Here is a 16069-nt window from a genome sequence, read left to right on the forward strand (position 1 = left end):
ATTTTCATTTTTTGCCTTCCAAAAGTAACGCTAATTTTAGGTCACCCTTGGCAGACTAAATTTCGGGGGAAGCTCAGAGAAGACCGGCTCTTACCCCCGGAAGAGCGCTTGGCGCGGCAACTGCAATTGCAATTGGCTTACGTCGGTTACGTTGGTCTTGTGATCAGGCGGGCGCTTGAACGGTATGGTCTGCGCAGGGTTGATGGAGATTTCGTCTTCAGTTGGGCGGGACGGCGTTTCGTACTCCGGCGTGATGTACATGATTGGGTCGTAACTCAGTCTGAGAGATCTACCCTGAGAATCCTGCCGATTGCCTGGTTCGGCGCGTCAATAAATATCAGTGAGAGTCTGGAGCCTGGTCGCATCGTGTGTTGGCCAGGCGTGCCAACCAGTGTCGCATCGTCGCAGAGTCTTCCTGTTTCACCGCTGGATCTTTATGTCGTGGAGAAGGTGGGGAAGTTGATCGATGAGTGGATGTTGCGGCAGCTGCTCCAAGGTCATGGCCGAAAAATGGGGCCGTTGCCCACACTGGCCAAAAAGCTAACCGAGACTTGGCCCGAACAGTTTGAATCTATTTCGCCTACCCACGTTAGGCTCCTCGCGCCACTCGATGGTCAGAAAGCAGCCGAACTGAAGGCATCACTCAAAGGTGCGGCCAATTCACAAGTTGAGGACGCCGTCGGTGTGACCATCGAACAGGTCGCAGCACTTGCCCAACTTTGTGGACATCCAGCGCGATTCGAACGTGGGCAGCAGCAAGACTTCTACTGTCAATGCGGGACCTGCCAGGCAACCTGGTCGCTCAAGACAACAGGGAAAAAGCGACACTTTTCTATGCGACCGAAGGGTGCCTCTGCCATACCAGAGGAGGACGGCTTTCTTTGGTCTGGGAGAGATTGGCTGGAGTTCGACATAGATTCAGCACCGTGAAGATGGCCTGATCACAGAGTCTACATCCAAAAGGACCGCGTCGGCCAAGCTATCGGGGATCGGAAGTGCGCGGGGGGCTGCGAACTTTTCTCGGACCTCCGTATTCGTATATAATCTTTCCCACGGTGTCCTCTCCGACGAGGCAGGGCGGTTTCCTGTAACAGGAAACTACACCACCAAGTAATCCCTGCTTTTGTTGCGGAGCGCTGAAAATCCTGTCAGTCAGGATTTTTTTGCATTTAAGAAGAGAAAACAAAATCTCAGCGACCAAAAAAGCGTGTGATGAGTTGGGCCAATCTGTTTGAGTAGGCGTTGGTCTTGTGTCTCGTGGAAACAAAACCAATTTTGCGGCCCATGCCTGAAAAAAATGCTTCGCACGATGTCAATAACGCCTTGCCCAAGGTTGCCATCCTGCTGTGCACCTACCACGGCCAGCACTATCTCGCCGAGCAACTGGATTCTTTTCAGGCCCAGTCGCACTCAAACTGGGCGGTCTGGGCGTCGGACGACGGGTCCGAAGACGACACACGCGCCATCCTCAATGTCTATCGGCCCATCGAGATCATCCGCCAATACATCGAACAACAGCAGACACCACACTGACCGCCCAAAGGACGCCTACGGCGTCCGCGCTATCCTTCCCCGGCATGAAGGCCGAGGCTTGCCGCGCACCGGGTCAGTTTTTTTGTGGTTATAGTGTTGATGATTTCTGATGAATGGTTATGATAACCACCATGAACAGCGCAGAACTCATCAAACAGTTGGAAAAGGCGGGTTGGGTCCTGCGGAGCGTCAAGGGCTCGCACCATGTTTATGTCCACCCACAGCGCGGCGGTCATTTGAGCGTGCCGCACCCCAAGAAGGATCTGGGGGCTGGACTGGTGCACAAGCTGATGAAGCAGGCTGGGTTGAAGTAAAGGAGAACGTGATGAGATTTGTGATTGCTATCGAACCCGGCGATGACGGGCATGCCTTTGGGGTGGTTGTGCCCGATCTGCCGGGGTGTTTTTCGGCGGGCGACACCTTGGATGAGGCGATTGATAACGCCCGAGAAGCGATCGATCTGCACTGCGAAACCTTGATTGAGGATGGCGGCGATGTGCCGGCACCGAGGTTGTTGTCCGAGCATCAGGCGGACCCGGATTTCACGGGCTGGGTGTGGGCTGTGGTCGAGGTGCCGGTGGAGCGTTATTTCGGGCCGGCAGAGAAGGTCAATATCACTTTGCCGCGCTTGCTGCTGGCGAAGATTGATGACTATGCCCGCAGCCATGGTGAAACCCGTTCCGGATTCTTGGCGGAGGCAGCAAGGGTTGCGATGAGGTAGATCGCTGCCTAAAAACAAACCCGCCCGGCATCGTCTTGATCACCGGGCTTTTTTTTGCTCGAAAGACTTTCTTTGCAGGGCCGCGCTCAGTGCCTGGATCAGCCAGGCGTGGTCGGCTGCGCCGGCGCTTTCGCGCAGGCTGTGCATGGCCCAGAGGGGGCTGCCGATGTCGATGGCGGGGATGCCTAGGCGGGCGGCGAGGATGGGGCCGATGGTGCTGCCGCAGCCTAAATCGCTGCGGTGGGCGTAGTGCTGGCAGGGGATTCCGGTTTTTGCGCAGAGCGCCATGAAGCGCGCGGCGCTTTCGGCGTTGGTGCTGTAACGTTGGTTGGCGTTGTATTTGATGACCGGGCCGCCGTTGATGCGGATGCGGTGGCCGGGTTCGTAAGCTTGAGGGAAATTGGGGTGCCAGGCGTGCGCCATGTCGGCGCTGATGAAAAAGCTTTGCCGTCGGGCACGTTGCTGATCTTCCGGGTTGAGCCCTTGTTGCTGGGCAATGCGTTCGAGCACGTCGTTAAGGAAGGAGCCGCCGGCCCCAGCGCTGCTTTCGGAGCCGACTTCTTCGTGATCGAACAGGGCAATCAGTGCCGTTTGCGGGCTGGGGGGGCTGTCGATCAAGGCACGCAGCGCGCCGTGGCAGGAGGCGAGGTTATCCAGCTGGGGCGCAGCGATGAATTCTTCTTCTGCCCCCCAGAAAACGCCGGCCTGCGTGTCGCACACGGCCAATTCCCAGCTCAAAAGTGCTTCGGCGGCGCAGTTCAGCTCTTGTGCCAGAAGTGCGCGAAAGCGCTGCGCTGAGGTAAGCGCGTTGCTTATGGCAAAAATTGGCGGCAGTTCGGTTTGCTTGTTGAATTTCAGGCCGGCCTCATTGACCTCGCGGTTCATGTGTATGGCGAGGTTGGGTAGGCGCAAGAGGGGGCGGGCGATGTGTAAAAGCCGGGTTTGCAAGCCTTCCGGTGTGTCAAGCACGACACGTCCGGCCAGGCTTAAATCGCGGTCGGCAAAGGTGGCGAGGATGGGGCCGCCGTAGACTTCGACGGCGAGCCGTTCCAGGTCGCCCTGGCGATCCGCCGCCTGTGGTTTGACGCGTAATCCGGGCGAATCGGTATGCGCGCCGATCAAGGTGATGCCTTGCGCTGGATCGCTGCCCAGGGTGAAGGCGATTAGAGCGCTGGCGTTACGCGTGACGTAATAGCGCGCGCCAGGGCGCAAAGACCAGCGGGCGGTTTCATCGAGCGCGATAAAACCGGCGCTTTCGAGCTCATGGCTGGCACGTTCGACGGCGTGCCAAGGACTGGGGCTGGCGGCGATGAAATCGAGCAAGGTCTGTGCGGCAGCGCGGGGGGAATAGGATGTCATAGGCTTGAGGGGGCATGGGCTTTGGAGACGGTCACTTCTGACACAGGGCGATCAACTGGGCGGCGACTTCGCGATCGTAGAGGAGCTGCAAATGGCCGACCGGTGGCGTGCGTTGATTGTCCGCGCCGGTCAGACGCTGGTGCGCGCGCGGCATGATGAAATTGTCGAGCGGGTTTTCCAGGGCGATCACCGGGAGATTCGGGCGTTCATGCCTCAGATCTTGCAGCCAAAGGGAATCCGGCTGCATTTCGCGGCTGTTTTGGCCAAAGCCGAAACGCGCCAGCGCCGTGCCGCTGTTGGGGCTGGCCAGTGTGATCAGGCGGCGCACACCGTGTCCTTTTTGCGCGCCGTAGCGGGCGAGCCAGGAACGGCAGACCAGGCCGCCCATGCTGTGGCCGATGAGGATGATTGGTGTATTGCGCTGTTCTTGGCGCAATGCGGCAATGCGCGCCGCGACGAGCGGCACCATGCGCCCCATGCTGCCAAAGGGCGGGCGCAGGTTGAGTGTGGCGACATTCAGGCCGGCGGCTTCCAGACGCCGGCGCAGCAGCCACCAGACGGCGCGATTGCAGCTGTAACCATGCACCAGGAGGACGATGGGACGCCCCGCTTGCAGGCGATCCGGAGCCATCCACAGACTGGGCAGCGGCAGGACGAGGAGCTGGGTAAACAGGCTGGCGGCGGCTTCGTGCAGAATTTGCCCAAGGCGCGGGCGCAACTCGCCGGGTTCGGCGCAGCGGGCGCTAAAACCCCAGGTGGCGAGACTCTGCCCCAGACGCAAGGCGAGCAGGAAAAGCGCCCCGGCCAAGAGGGCGCGCCCGGGTGTCCAGCCGAACCAAGTTTGGCCGAGATAGGCGTAGAGCCCGAGTTCGAGCCAGAGCCAAAGTTGCAGGCGCAGGGCAGACATGGTGTTACGCGCTGCCGTCGGCAAGGGCGGCGGCTTGGGCCAGCCATAGACATTGCCCCTTGCTCTCTTTGTCGATGTCGGCCAGCAGACGGGCGTGCTCGTTTTCTTCTGTGGCGCTCGCCAAAAGAACGCGCAGGGGCTTACGTTGGCGGGCCTTGCCGTCGGCATCGCATTGCGGCACCGGCGCGTCCTCGGCCTCGATCATCAGGCTGTTTTGGCCGCGCGTCATAGCCAGGTATACCTCGGCCAAGAGCTCGGTATCGAGCAAGGCACCGTGCAGGGTGCGCCCGGAGTTGTCGATGGCGTAGCGCTCGCACAGGGCGTCGAGATTGTTGCGCTTGCCCGGGTGTCGCTCCTTGGCCTCTTTTAAGGTGTCGATCACGCCTTGGCACAGGGTTTCCACCGGCACGCGGTCGAGCCGGTCGAGTTCGGCGTTGAGAAAACCAAGATCAAAAGGCGCGTTATGGATGATTAACTCGGCTCCGTTGATGAACTCGAGAAATTCATCGGCGATGTCGGCAAACTTGGGTTTGTCGGCAAGAAATTCCAGACTGATGCCGTGCACCCGCTGCGCTTCGGCATCAATGTCGCGTTCGGGGTTGAGGTATTTGTGCAGGTGCTTGCCGGTCAGGCGGCGATTCACCAATTCGATGCAGGCCACTTCGATGATGCGGTGGCCTTGGCGCGGGTCCAGGCCGGTGGTTTCGGTGTCGAGTACGATTTGGCGCATTAGAGCTCTTTCAGTAAGTCGTCGATGCCGCGATTGGCCAGTTGGTCGGCGCGTTCGTTTTCCGGGTGGCCGGCGTGGCCTTTGACCCAGATCCATTCAATTTTGTGCTGGGCGCGCAAGGCATCGAGCTTTTGCCAGAGGTCGGCGTTTTTTACGGGTTTTTTGTCGGCGGTTTTCCAGCCGTTTTTTTTCCAGCCGTGTATCCATTCGCTGATACCTTTGAGTACGTACTGCGAATCGCTGTGTACCTGGGCGCTGACCGGGCGTTTCATGGCTTCCAGAGCGCGGATGACGGCTAAAAGCTCCATGCGGTTGTTGGTGGTGTCGGCCTCGCCGCCCCACATTTCTTTTTCGTGCGCTCCGCTTTTGAGCAGCACACCCCAGCCGCCGGGGCCGGGATTGCCGCGACAGGCACCGTCGGTAAAGATGTTGACCACGCTGGGGGCTGCCGGAATCGCTTTAGTCACTGTGAATTTCCTTTGGGGTTTTGCGCGCAATCGGCTGCAAGGCTTTGTCGCGCAAGGTTTTTTTCTGCCAGTTCGGGGTGATGAGGCGCAGACCGGGGACGCGCTTGACGGCGCGCAGCATATAGACCGCGCCGGAAAATTTCCACCAGCGGCGCCCGGCACGCTCGGTGAATTGCCAGCGCTGCAGCCATTTTTGTTCTTCAAAAGGCGGGACATAACAGCCCAGTTGGCTGGTGTCGATGCTAAAACCCAACAGATTCAACCAATCCTTCAGGCGCGGCAACGAAAGGTAGCGCCCGGTCCAGGGGTAATGGGTTGGCCGCCCGGCCTGTTTGCGCAAACCCCAGAGCGACAAGGGATTGAAGCCGCTGATCACGAGCTGGCCTTCGGGTATCAGCACGCGCTCCACCTCGCGCAGCACCTGGTGGGGATCTTCCGTAAATTCAAGCACATGGGGCAAGACGATGAGGTCCACGCTCTGATTGGCAAAGGGCAGCTGCTCTGGGTGGCACTGCACGGCAATCTCGGCACCAAGGCCCACGTGGGCGCGCAGCGCCATGCGGTTGGCGCGCAAAAAATCATGCTGCGTCAGCCCGATCTGCAGGGCGTTAAAACCAAAAATATCGGCCACCGCGGCATCGATCTGGGCGCTTTCCCACTCCAGCACGTAGCGCCCGAGCGCAGAGGCGAGCCACGGGCCGAGCTCGTCGCGGTTACGCGGCGTGTTTGACAAGCTGGGGTCTGGACGCGATAGTTCCGGCATGTTTCAAATCTCGTACATTCCTGCGTTCAAGGACAATTACATCTGGGTGTTGCAGCGCGGCGCGCGCGCTTTCGTGGTCGATCCGGGCGATGCGGCACCCGTCCTGTCGCACTTTGCTGCACACGGATTGGAGCTGGCCGGCATCCTCGTCACACATCACCATGCGGATCATCAAGGCGGCGTGGCGGCGCTGCTCGAACGCTGGCCTTGCCAGGTCTTTGCGCCGGCCAAAGAGTCTATCACGGGGCGGACTCAGCCCTTGTCGGGCGGTGAAAAGATCGATGTGCTGGGGGTGCAAGTCGAGGTTCTCGATGTTGCAGGGCATACATGCGGCCATCTGGCCTATCTTGCGCCGCAAGCGCTTTTTTGTGGCGACACCTTGTTCGGGGCCGGCTGCGGCCGTTTGTTCGAGGGCAGCCCGGCGCAAATGTATGCAGCGCTGACGCGCATCGCCCTTTTGCCGGAGGCGACGAAAATTTACTGCGCCCACGAATACACGCAGATGAATTTGCCTTTCGCGCAAAGGGTGGAGCCGGACAACCCGGCCATTGGCGAGCGCATTTCCCGGGTCGCCGCGCGTCGGCAGGCCGGTTTGCCGACCGTGCCGCTTGCTTTGCCGGAAGAAAAGGCGACCAACCCCTTTTTGCGTTGCAGCGAACCCGCGGTCATCGCCGCCGCCCGCGCGCAGGGCGCGCTCAGTGACGATGCGGTGGAGGTGTTCGCGGCCTTGCGGGCGTGGCGTAATGGGTTTGGCTGAGTTCTCTTGCCGCTGCCGCTGCCTCAGTCGTTTTCCGCGTTATCCAGGAACGGCCGGTAACGCTGGTCTTCGCCGAGGATGTGCTTGCGTAGCCAGTCGCGCAGATAGCCCAGGATTTCGCTGCCGAGCTGGCGGCGGCTGTGGTAAGTGAATTCTTCGCGCACCTGACGGATCCAGCGCACGAAGCCTTGGTGGATGCGCCGGTGTTGTTCGAGGTCGGGGTAGTTGGCGGCGGCGATCAAATCTTCTTCATACTCGAAATGAAAGACCGTGTAATTGATCAACTCGTCGATGATCATTGCGACAATGGCGCGGTCGTTGCGGATTTCGGCGTTGGCCAGCTGATTGATGGTGTCGATGAGAATCTGGTGCTGTTCGTCGATGTGGGTATTGCCCACGCTCATTTCGGGCTGCCAGTTGACCAATTTGACCTGATTGCGCCCTTCGACCACCTCGAGAAAAGCCTCGACGACAACGGGATCGAACTGACGCCCGCTCAGGCTGCGGATCTGCTCGATGGCGTGCAGGGTTTTCCAGGGGGCTTTGTAGGGGCGGCGCGAGGTGAGCGCGTCGAATACATCAGCCAGGGCGCAGAGCCGCCCGGAGAGCGGAATTTCCTCGCCGGCCAGGCCGTTGGGGTAGCCGCTGCCGTCGTGCCATTCGTGGTGGGTCAGGGCGATTTCTGCGCCCAGTTCGAGATAGCGGCTGTTGTCCATGAGCAGACTGGCTTGCGTTAGCATGCGCGCGCCGTCGACGGCATGCTGGCGCATGGTGTTGCGCTCGTGGGCATCGAGCGGGCCAGGTTTGAACAAGATGCGGTCCGGCGTGGCGATTTTGCCAACATCATGCAGGATGCTGGCGGTGGCGACCTGGTCGATGTAGGCGTCGTCGAGAATTCCCGAAAAATGCCCACGTTGTTGCAGCAGCCGTGCGGTTTCGCCGACCAGCCGAGCAACCCGCAAGACATGCGCGCCGGTGTCAGTGTCGCGGTGCTCGGAAAAATTGGCAAAGGCGACGACGGTGGCCTTGGCATTACGGCGCAATTCCTCAAAAGCCCGGCTCTCGACACTGATATCGGTATAGGTGAAGACGTAGCCGCCGTCGGGCAGGGGGCGGGCCTTGACCTTCAGCACCGTGCCGGTGGGACGGATGCGGATTGCTTGCCAATCTTCCTGGCGCTGCATGCGGTGCATGCAATCGGCAATATGTTTGGCTGGGTCCACGCCGTCGATCTGGTCGCCTTCCTGCTCGAATTGCTGCAGTAATTCCTTGAAGGGGCGGCCGATCAGCGGGGTAAAGGCATCGAGTTCAAGTAGGTGCAGATAGGCTTGATTAAAGCCTGCAATGCAAAAATTGCGATCCAGCCAGAGCAGGCCCTCGTCGATACATTCGAGCACATCGGCGATCGGTGCCTCATGGCGGGGGTGCTGGATGCTACGGGTATCCACGTTGTTTGGAAATGTTGGCAAATGATAGAAAACGAAAATAAGCGGCGAAAGACACAGTTTTTGACACTGTCTTGCATTCTAGGGCGCAAGTTGGGGCTGTGCCATTCCTGAAAATGCTTATGGCACTACGTGTAAACAGGTAAGCGGGGGTAGGCGAGGGGGTAGGTGGCCGTTGTCGGCGGCTGGCTTACACTGAAGGCACCAGGCGATGGCGGATGGCGTAGTGGGTGAGGCCGACGGCGCTGTCGATGCGCAGTTTGCGCATGATGTTGCGCCGGTGGACGTCGACGGTGGATTGTGCGATGCCCAGTTTTTCGGCGATTTGCCCGGAAGTGAGGCCGCTGGCGACCAGACGCAGGACTTCGGTTTCGCGCCCGCCGAGTTTGCTGGCGGCAAGTTTGTGGCCGTCGCCCAGCACATCGCGAATGGCTTGTGTGGTTTCCGGGCAGAGGTAGCTGCGGTTGAGGCAGACGGCATCGATGGCGCGCAGGAGCTCGGTGCTGGCGGCGGCCTTGGTGACATAGCTCAGCGCGCCGGCGGCGAGCATGTCGGAAATGTAGCCACGGTCGGCAAAAATCGACAAGGCAATGACGCGGCATTGCGGGAGTTCATTTTTCAAGCGGCGGGTGATTTCGATGCCGTTGATGCCCGGCAAATCGATATCCAGACAGATGACATCCGGTTTCAGGCTACGCGCCAGCGCCAGCGCTTCGTGGCCGTCGCCGCTTTCACCAACGATTTCCAGGCGCGGATTGCGCTCGAGTAAAAGATGGAGGGCTTCACGAAACATTTGATGGTCATCGACCAGCAAGAGGCGAAAGGTCACGCGGGTTCTCCTTCTAGAGGCAAGGTGATGCGCAGTAGGGTACCGCGCCCGGGGCGGCTGTCAATATGACAACTGCCGCCGGAAAATTCCGTTAAATCGCGCACGGTGAGGATGCCAAGGCCGATATTTTGGCTGTCTTGACCGAGTTCTTCCAGCGCAAAACCTGCGCCGTCATCTTCGATGCGCAATTCGATCTGTGCCGGCTGGCGTGCCAAATAGACATCGATGCGGCTCGCTTGGGCGTGTTTGGCACAATTTGTCAGCGCTTCTTGAACAATGCGGAATAAAACGGATTCTTGCGCCGGCGGCAGGCGGGCATCGTCGTTACAGTGCAGCTGCGCACGGACTCCGGTGCGCCGGGTAAAGGCTTGCAAATGGCTGGTCAGCGCCGGGCACAGGCCGGCGTAATCGAGAATGGGCGGGCGCAGATCGTTTGAGATATCGCGGATGCTCGCCGTGGTGTCTTCGATCAGGGCGCGTGCATCTTCCAGATGGAGTGCCAAATCGGTGGTGTCGTTTGCGTTCAGGCGGGCGATGGTGTCTTCCAGGTGAATACTCAAGGCCGCAAGATTGGGGCTGGTGCGGTCGTGCAATTCACCCGCCAGGCGGCGGCGGGCCCTTTCCTGGACGTTGATCAGTTGGTGCGAGAGGGTATTGACGCGGCGTTCGGCTTCTTTGCGCTCGCTGATATCTTGTTTGACGGCAATGAAATGGCGGATTTCGCCGCCTTCGTCGAGTACCGGCGTAATGGTTTGGTCTTCGCTGTAGAGGCTGCCGTCGCGCCGGCGGTTGAGTATTTCGCCGCGCCATACCTGGCCGCTCAAGATGGTCGACCATAGGCGTTGGTAAAATGCTTTGGGCTGGTGACCGGCGTTTTGCAGTTGCCCCGGCGTGCGCCCAAGTACTTCTGACAAGGCATAAGCCGTCATGCGGCAAAACGCCGGATTCGCCCATTCGATGCGCCCGTTTTTGTCTGTGATGATGATGGCGTTGGCTGCGGCAGATAAGGCGCTGTGATGCAGGCGGATTTGTTCGATGTCGGCGGCGCGCTGGCGGGTCATGCGCTCATAACGGAAAAAATACAGGCTGCTGGCAGCAAAGGTGGTGAGGAGCAAAAACAAGGTGGTTGCGATGCTGTGCCAGGCTTCGTGCTGCCAACTTGCCATGGCTTCTTTTTTATCGATTTGCATGCTGACGAAAAACGGCGTTTCGCGGGCTTCGGCAAAACTGCCCAACATCTCCTGCGAGTCGTCTTGCTCATTGTTGAAACGGCCGCTGCTGTATTGGCTTAGGGTGGCCGCATCGGGGGCGCGCTCGTTCATGCTGCCGGGCAGGTGTTCAGGATGGGTGGAGAGTAATCGCCTGTTGTCGTAACGCAGGATATCGACGGTGTTTTTCGGGTGGCCGCGGTGCTGTTCGTAGTAGTTGAGAAAGTAATCGGGGTTGATGGCCGCAAGAAAACTGCCGGCCGTGGCAGGGCTGTCGCTATGGCGCAAGACGGGTAATAGCAGCAGGTCGTTGGCGGCAGCGGGTTGCTTTGCCGTGCTGAGACGTCCGGCATTGAAATCGCGCCCGATCCAGGGCGGTGCGGCGCGTAAAAAACGCCCGGGCAGGGTCGTGGCGGGCAAAAAAGCGCTTTGATCGATTGCCTGGCCGAGATTGGCGGGGTTTGAGCTGGCGCTGATTTTTCCTTGCCCATCCAGGCGTGAGAGCGAGCGCAGGTAAGGGGCGTTTTCCAAGGCGCGTAGCAAATCTTCGTTAGTGGCGTGCGCATCGAGCTGTTCGAGGGTGAGTTGCACGGCATTGAAGGTTTGCTCCAGATGGGTGGCAAATATCTGGGCATACAGATCGCTGTTGGCGGCGATGCGTTCCAGGGCTTCGTTGTGCAAACGCCACAAGGTGTAGCTGGTGCTGCCCAGAAATAGCAGCGTGAGCAGCGCTAAAACGCTAAAAAAAATCTGGCGTGGGGTACGCGGTTTAATTGGCATGGGTGTCGCTGACAACGATGGGCAGCAGGCGGTGCCGGCGCGCTGCGTCGGCCAGGCGACCATCGCGCTTGATGTGCGTGACGAATTCTTCCAGGCGCGCCAACCAGGCGCTATCCCCCGGTTTCAAGGCGAAGGCGTAAGGCATTTTTTCAGTGCCCGGCAGTGGTTCGATCAGGCGCGCCCAGGGGGTTGTTTCCAGCGTACGCCGACTGTAGGGATAATCGGTCATGAACACGTCGGCGCGCCCGGATTGCACCTCTTCTTCGCGCCCGTTGGGGCGCTGTGTGACGAGCAGGCGGGCGTAGCGCAGGGTGTGGCGCATGATGTTTTCGTGGTAGGTGCCACGGGCGACGGCCACCACATTGCCGGGGCGGTCGATGTCCTGCCAACTGCGGATGCGCCGGTTACTGCGTGTGGTCACGGCATAAATGCCGCTGCTCAAATGGGGTTGGGTGAAATCGAGATGTCGTTGCCGTTCCGGTGTTACGGCAATGGCAAAGATGGCCACGGCACAGCGCTCGGAAAGCAAATCGTCGATCAGGCGCGGGAAGGAGCTATCGACAAAGCGCAGCGACACGGCCAGATCTTGCGCCAGCGTCTGCGCCAGATCGATGCCGATACCGGAGAGCTCGCGGGTTTTCGGGTTGCGGTAGGAAATGCCGTAGTAATCGGGCCAGATGCAGACATCGATTGCCTGTTGTGCCTCGATGCGGCTCAAGGTGTCGGCCGCCGCCAAAGGTGCAGTGAACAGGCTCAGACCGGCGGTGAGCAACCAGACGAGCAGCCAGACAAGCAGCCCGGCGAGCAGGGGCTGTTTTATGTTTTTGCCGGGGCGGCGGCAAAAACATAAAGAGTGGGCGATTGGGCGTATCAGGATGGGTGTGAAATACAAAACGTAAATGAAACAAAAACAGAACAAAAAATAGCGATGCAGGCGTTATCTTGCCACGTCTGACTATGCTAGATTCAGCAGATTACTTTTTGCCTAAAACGAGCATGAACACAGGGTCTTCACATTCTTCCTCAAGATTGTTACAGCTACGTGAGCGCGTGGATACCCCCAAAAACCGGTATTGGGCGAAATGGCTGCTGGGCAGCTTTGCCGTATTGATCTTGCTGGGCTTTTTGGTACTGCCGCCGATTCTGAAAAATGTTTTGACGACACAATTAAGCGAAATCCTGCACCGTGAGGTTACGATCGAAGCGATCGAGGTCAATCCCCTGCAGCTTGCTGTGCGTGTTTCCGGTGTTTCGGTGCGCCGCAAAGCGGGAGAGGGGCAGACGGCGGAACAGGCGGCGGGACAGACGGCGGAACAGGCCGGGTTTGATGAGCTGTACATCAATTTGTCGGCGGCTTCTCTTTTCAAAATGGCGGCGGTGGTCGATGCGCTGAAACTCACCCATCCGCGTTTGGCGGTGACACGCCATGCCGATGGGCGTTTCGATGTCTCCGATCTGCTCGATGTATGGCTCGCGCCCGACGACAGCCCGCCGGGGCCGACACCGCGCTTTTCTTTGAACAACATTGAGATCACGGCGGGCGATTTGCGCTTCAACGACGAGCAGCATGGCAAAGCGCACCGCATCGATCAACTGCATCTGGGCCTGCCTTTCATTTCCAGCCTGCCTTATCAGGCCAAAATCGAGGTGCAGCCTTTGTTTGCGGCCCACATCAACGGTGCCCCCTTGCGCTTGGAGGGAGAAAGCCGGCCGTTTGCGCAAGACAGGCACAGCCAGATCGACCTGACGCTCGATGCCTTCGACCTGGGTGGTGTGCACGCTTATTTGCCGAAAAATTTCCCTTTGCATTTGCCGGCGGCGACGCTCGATAGCCGCGTGCAGGCGGTGTTTCGTGAATTGCCGGGCGGGGTGAATTCCCTGGTCCTGAGCGGGCAGCTGGCCTTGAACGGCGTGAAACTCACCGATGCGGCAGATGCGCCGTTTATCGCCTGGCAAAAAATGCAGCTCGATCTGGACGAAATCGACCTTTTCAATCAGCGTTTTGCCGTGCGCCAGCTCACTTTCGATGGTCTGGAAGTCGATGCGACAGTCGATCGTGCCGGTGAACTGAATTTTTTGCGTCTGCTCGATCGCTTGCAGGCCGCGCCGCAGGAGAACACCGTGGCGGCAGCGCCCGCCGGCGCACTGGTGAAGGAAGGCGCGCCAGCAGGGGGAGCAGAGGCTGGGAAGAAAAACGCTGCAAGCCAGGAAAAACATCAGGAAAAAACCCAGGAAAAAGCCTCGGAAACCCCGCCTTTGCGCTGGTCTTTGGGCGGCTTGGCCCTCAATAATGCGCAACTGCGCTGGCAGGATGCCTCGAACGCCGCGCCCGTCAGTGGCAGCGTACGATCGCTCAACCTGCGCCTGGGGGCGCTCGATCAGGCGCTGGAGAAATTGCAGCTGGAATCCTTGACGGCAGAAATCGATTTTGCCGAAGCCTTGCGCGCCCGTCAGCTGGCGGTGGACGGCGTGGTACTCGATCTGTCGGGGCGGCGGGCCGAAATTGCCGCTGTACGCCTGGAAGGCGCACGCTTGGCGCTTTTGCGCGATGCGCAAGGCTTGTTGCACTGGCTGAATCCGCCGCAGCTCAAGGCAGACAAAAAAACCGCCGAGAAACCGGCTGATAAAACTGCCGACAAAACCGCCGACAAAACCGCCAAGATCGCGCCCTGGCGGGCGCAACTGGCGCGTCTGGAAGTGGCCGATCTGGCCTTGCGTTTCGAAGACCGCAGCGTCAATCCGAGCGCCGTGCAGAAAATCGATCAGCTCCAGCTGGTGGCGGAAAAACTGGGCAATCTACCCAAGGAAGAAGCGCGTTTGCAGATGAAGGCGCAGCTCAATGACAAGGGGCAGCTGGAGATCAACGGCGGGCTTCAGGTCGAGCCGCTGGCCGGCAAGCTGCAACTGAAAACGACCGGGGTGCCGATCGACGTCTTGCAAGGCTATATCGATCCGCATTTGAACGCGGCCTTGCAGCGCGGGCAGTTCTCCAACAGCGGCGAATTGCTTTTTTCTCTCGACGAGCAAACCGGGAAGGACGCACTGAAACTGGCCTATCGCGGTTCTGCCACGCTGGGTAATTTGCTTTTGGTCGACAAGGAAAACAAAAGTGATTTTCTCAAGTGGAAATCCTTGCACGTGGGGGGCATTGATTTTCGCCTGACGCCGCTCGCCATCGATATCGGCGAAATCGCGCTGACGGACTTTTTCTCCCGCCTGATCCTGAACGCCAATGGCCGCCTGAATCTGGCCGACATCTTGCGCCAGAAAGAAACCCCCGCGGCACCGCTGGAAAACCCCGCCTCCGGCACACCGGCCGAGGAAAAAAATACCGCGCCGGCCGTCGCTGAAGCCCCAGCTACCCCGCCGCTGCCGATCAAAATCGGCAAAATCACGCTGAATAACGGCACCGTCAATTTTTCCGATTATTTCGTCAAACCCAATTACACGGTCAATATCGGCAAGCTTTCCGGGCGGGTAACGGGTTTGTCCGCGCAGGCGGGGACGCTGGCCGACATGGAATTGCGCGGCAACTACGGGGCAGGCGCGCCGGTCTTGATTACGGCGCAGTTGAACCCTTTGGCGGCGAAGTCTTTTCTCGATCTGAAAGCCGAAGTCAAAGGCGTCGATCTCACCGGCTTTTCGCCCTATGCCGGCAAATACGCGGGTTATCTGATTGAAAAAGGCAAACTCAGCTTGGATGTTGCGTACAAGCTGGAAAATCAGAAACTGAGCGCCGAAAACCATTTGTTTATCGATCAATTCAATTTTGGCGAGAAAACCGATAGCCCGGACGCCACCAGCCTGCCGGTCAAGCTGGCGATTGCCCTGTTGCGCAATAATCGGGGGGAAATCGACATTCGCTTGCCGATTGCCGGTTCGCTCGATGATCCGCAATTTTCCATTGGTGGCCTGGTCATCAAGGTCATCGTCAATCTTTTCGTGAAAGCGGTGACTTCGCCCTTTGCGCTTCTGGGTTCGATGTTTGGCGATGGCGAGGAACTCTCCAATATCAGTTTTGAGCCGGGGCGGCGACGTATCGATGCGCCCGCGCAGAAAAAACTGGAAGCGCTGGCCAAAGCCTTGCAGGAGCGCGATGGTTTGAAGCTCGACATCACCGGCTATGCCGATGCCGAAAGCGAGCGCGAGGGCATCAAGCGGGTGGCGATCGAGCGTTTGATGCGGCGCGAAAAATTGGCCGATCTGCAGAAAAAAGGCGGCGACAAAAACGCGGAGGCCTTGGAACTGCGCGAGGTGCGCATCACGCCGGAGGAATATCCGGCCTACTTGGCGCGGGTCTATAAGGCGGCAAAGTTTCCCAAACCGCGCAACGTGATCGGCCTGCAAAAAGATATTCCTGCTGAAGAAATGGAGCGCTTGCTGATGGCCAACACGCCGGCGGAAGAGGGCGATCTCGCGCTCCTCGCCCGTCAGCGGGCGGAAAGCGTGCAAAGCTGGCTGGTGGACGAGGGCAAGGTCGACCCTGGGCGGATTTTTCTGGTGCCGCCCAAGCCTGGGCAGACGCCGCCCGCCGGGGCGCAAGCCGTCTTTAACCTGCACTAAGCGGCGA

At 59.3% G+C, this 16069-nt stretch carries 15 protein-coding genes; 6 read left to right on the plus strand and 9 right to left on the minus strand.

Annotated elements, in window-relative coordinates:
* The 4 genes from ACM62Q_RS05240 to ACM62Q_RS05255 form a co-directional block, all read left to right on the plus strand.
* Positions 1-930, plus strand: a 930-nt coding sequence (locus tag ACM62Q_RS05240; protein WP_415034285.1) for a hypothetical protein, incomplete at its 5' end; no start/stop codon positions are given.
* Positions 931-1284: 354 nt separating this feature from the next.
* On the plus strand, positions 1285-1533 hold the full coding sequence (locus tag ACM62Q_RS05245; protein WP_415034287.1) for a glycosyltransferase: 249 nt from the start codon (positions 1285-1287) through the stop codon (positions 1531-1533).
* A gap of 131 nt (positions 1534-1664) precedes the next feature.
* Positions 1665-1847, plus strand: a complete 183-nt coding sequence (locus tag ACM62Q_RS05250; RefSeq protein WP_415034289.1) for a type II toxin-antitoxin system HicA family toxin — start codon at positions 1665-1667, stop codon at positions 1845-1847.
* Positions 1848-1858: 11 nt separating this feature from the next.
* A complete protein-coding gene (locus tag ACM62Q_RS05255; protein WP_415034291.1) occupies positions 1859-2254 on the plus strand; it encodes a type II toxin-antitoxin system HicB family antitoxin in 396 nt (131 codons plus the stop codon).
* Between the two features lie 39 nt (positions 2255-2293).
* Here ACM62Q_RS05255 and ACM62Q_RS05260 read toward each other — a convergent pair whose 3' ends face one another.
* The 5 genes from ACM62Q_RS05260 to ACM62Q_RS05280 are packed head-to-tail and all read right to left on the minus strand — an operon-like array spanning position 2294 to position 6480.
* Complete coding sequence (locus tag ACM62Q_RS05260) at positions 2294-3613, minus strand: M18 family aminopeptidase (protein ID WP_415034293.1); 1320 nt, start codon at positions 3611-3613, stop codon at positions 2294-2296.
* Between the two features lie 31 nt (positions 3614-3644).
* Positions 3645-4520, minus strand: a complete 876-nt coding sequence (locus tag ACM62Q_RS05265; protein ID WP_415034295.1) for an esterase/lipase family protein — start codon at positions 4518-4520, stop codon at positions 3645-3647.
* Between the two features lie 4 nt (positions 4521-4524).
* Entirely contained in the window at positions 4525-5250 is a 726-nt protein-coding gene (gene dnaQ / locus ACM62Q_RS05270; protein ID WP_415034297.1) for a DNA polymerase III subunit epsilon, read from the minus strand.
* Positions 5250-5717 (minus strand): ribonuclease HI, encoded by a 468-nt coding sequence (gene rnhA / locus ACM62Q_RS05275; protein ID WP_415034299.1) that lies wholly within the window; start codon positions 5715-5717, stop codon positions 5250-5252. The genes dnaQ and rnhA overlap by 1 nt, the downstream gene beginning before the upstream one ends.
* A complete protein-coding gene (locus ACM62Q_RS05280; protein WP_415034301.1) occupies positions 5710-6480 on the minus strand; it encodes a class I SAM-dependent methyltransferase in 771 nt (256 codons plus the stop codon). The genes rnhA and ACM62Q_RS05280 overlap by 8 nt, the downstream gene beginning before the upstream one ends.
* On the opposite strand from ACM62Q_RS05280, the gene gloB reads away from it, so the two are divergent.
* The gene (gloB, locus tag ACM62Q_RS05285) at positions 6479-7237 is read left to right on the plus strand and encodes a hydroxyacylglutathione hydrolase (protein WP_415034303.1); all 759 of its coding nucleotides are present in this window, start codon (positions 6479-6481) and stop codon (positions 7235-7237) included. The genes ACM62Q_RS05280 and gloB overlap by 2 nt on opposite strands.
* A gap of 23 nt (positions 7238-7260) precedes the next feature.
* On the opposite strand, the gene ACM62Q_RS05290 is transcribed toward gloB, so the two are convergent.
* From ACM62Q_RS05290 to ACM62Q_RS05305, 4 genes are all read right to left on the minus strand, one after another.
* Positions 7261-8685 (minus strand): bacteriohemerythrin, encoded by a 1425-nt coding sequence (locus ACM62Q_RS05290; protein ID WP_415034305.1) that lies wholly within the window; start codon positions 8683-8685, stop codon positions 7261-7263.
* 187 nt (positions 8686-8872) lie between these two features.
* A complete protein-coding gene (locus ACM62Q_RS05295; RefSeq protein ID WP_415034307.1) occupies positions 8873-9511 on the minus strand; it encodes a response regulator in 639 nt (212 codons plus the stop codon).
* Complete coding sequence (locus tag ACM62Q_RS05300) at positions 9508-11499, minus strand: PAS domain-containing protein (RefSeq protein ID WP_415034309.1); 1992 nt, start codon at positions 11497-11499, stop codon at positions 9508-9510. The genes ACM62Q_RS05295 and ACM62Q_RS05300 overlap by 4 nt, the downstream gene beginning before the upstream one ends.
* The gene (locus tag ACM62Q_RS05305) at positions 11489-12391 is read right to left on the minus strand and encodes a substrate-binding periplasmic protein (RefSeq protein WP_415034312.1); all 903 of its coding nucleotides are present in this window, start codon (positions 12389-12391) and stop codon (positions 11489-11491) included. Before ACM62Q_RS05305 ends, ACM62Q_RS05300 begins: the two co-directional genes overlap by 11 nt.
* A gap of 158 nt (positions 12392-12549) precedes the next feature.
* Here ACM62Q_RS05305 and ACM62Q_RS05310 point away from each other — a divergent pair, with 158 nt between their 5' ends.
* On the plus strand, positions 12550-16062 hold the full coding sequence (locus ACM62Q_RS05310; protein WP_415034314.1) for a DUF748 domain-containing protein: 3513 nt from the start codon (positions 12550-12552) through the stop codon (positions 16060-16062).
* The last annotated feature ends 7 nt before the right edge of the window (positions 16063-16069 follow it).

Origin of the sequence: Azonexus sp. (assembly GCF_047638095.1) — a bacterium.
In the GTDB taxonomy this organism is placed as follows: Bacteria; Pseudomonadota; Gammaproteobacteria; order Burkholderiales; family Rhodocyclaceae; genus Azonexus.